This window comes from Luteimonas lutimaris (genome assembly GCF_039537065.1).
GTDB classification, from domain to species: Bacteria; Pseudomonadota; Gammaproteobacteria; order Xanthomonadales; family Xanthomonadaceae; genus Luteimonas; species Luteimonas lutimaris.
In genome coordinates this window covers 1-1,396 of the sequence record NZ_BAAAZU010000018.1, presented here as the reverse complement: position 1 = coordinate 1,396, position 1,396 = coordinate 1, and the positions used below count along the sequence as shown (strand labels likewise).

Below are 1,396 nucleotides of genomic sequence, written 5' to 3'. Positions count from 1 at the left end.
AAGCTTGCCATGTTGTTGGCTCCACTACGCAGGTCGGGTTAACTCAAGCGTTAGGCCGCTCACATGAACGTCAATGAGGTTAGACATGCTTCAACTTCGCCCCAACTGTGAGTGCTGCGACAAGGACCTCCCTCCGGATGCGGCGGCTTTCATTTGCACCTTTGAGTGCACGTTCTGCCCTGACTGCGTCAAAGGTGTCTTGGCAGGTGTTTGCCCCAACTGCGGGGGCAACTTCTCACCTCGTCCAATCCGTCCGGCGCATCTGCTTGCCAAGTTCCCGGCATCAGAAGAGCGTGTCCGGAAAGCCGGTGGCTGTGCAGCGGCCTAACAATGCGTTCAAGCCGAAACCGCTTCGTTCCACCAAACACATGGCAGATAGAGCTTGCCATGTGTTTGGCTCCACTACGCAGTTCGGCTTAACTTAGGTGTTAGGCCCCATGTATCGAGTAATCCTTGCCTGCAGTGAAGTTCCTGAGCATGTCGGTGCTGTCGCTGCCCGGGACATCGCTGAAGAATTCGTGCACCGGCCTTGGCACCAGAACGTTCAGTGCACTTGGGACGGATCTCGGTTGCTGTTGCAAGCCGACAACGACTACGACACAGATGGCTCTGCTTTGAGGGATGAGTTCTCGGACGCCATCGCAGCGTGCATTGCGGAGGGGTTCAATGGCAGCATCACCGTCGTGTCGGTTGCAGCACGGGCTCGGGCCTAACAATGCGTTCAAGCCGAAGCCGCTTCGTTACGCAAAGCACATGGCAGGTACAGCTTGCCATGTGCTTCGCTTCACTACGCGTCTCGGCTTAACTTGGGTGTTAGGCCGCTCTGGAGAACTTCGCATGTCCAGCAGAGCCATTTCTGCGGTGATCGCCGTCTGTTTGGCGGGCTGCTCTTCCATGGCAGTAGACCAGGCGCTCGATCTGGGTACTGTCGTCTCTGACCCAGCAAGGTACGACGGACAACAAATTGTTGTAGCCGCGTGCATTAGCGTCGTAATTCACGGGGTCGCACTTCTGCCATGCGGCGAAAGGGCCCCTTACGTGGCTATCGACGAACCGGACACCGGCAGGAGCAAGTTCTCGCAGCTGGTCAGCTACGCGCACAAGAATATGGGCGCCTACCCGGAAGAGCTGCCAGTACTTGTTGGCGGCGAGTTTCGAGCGATTGGCATGAACGGACGAGAGATCTCCTCTATCTCAGTGGAGCGCTTTCAGCCGCATCAGGGCTACTGACTGGCATGTGTATCACTGGCAGCGGCCTAACAGTTCGTTCAAGCCGAACGCGCTTCGCTCCACCAGCCACATGGCAGGTTAAGCTTGCCATGTGGCCGGCTCCGCTACGCACGTCGGCTTAACTCAAGCGTTAGCTGCCAATGACACATTCCATCCAGCGGATACA

The 1,396-nt window shown here is 57.2% G+C and carries 2 protein-coding genes; both read left to right on the top strand.

Annotation, left to right across the window (positions count from 1 at the left end; translation table 11 throughout):
* Positions 1–73: 73 nt before the first annotated feature.
* Positions 74–328 carry a DUF1272 domain-containing protein gene (locus ABD679_RS11200; protein ID WP_344760069.1) on the top strand — a complete coding sequence of 85 codons (255 nt, stop codon included), beginning with the start codon at positions 74–76 and terminating at the stop codon, positions 326–328.
* 509 nt (positions 329–837) lie between these two features.
* Positions 838–1,230, top strand: coding sequence for a hypothetical protein (locus ABD679_RS11195; RefSeq protein ID WP_344760068.1), 393 nt, complete (start codon positions 838–840; stop codon positions 1,228–1,230).
* Positions 1,231–1,396 lie beyond the last annotated feature (166 nt).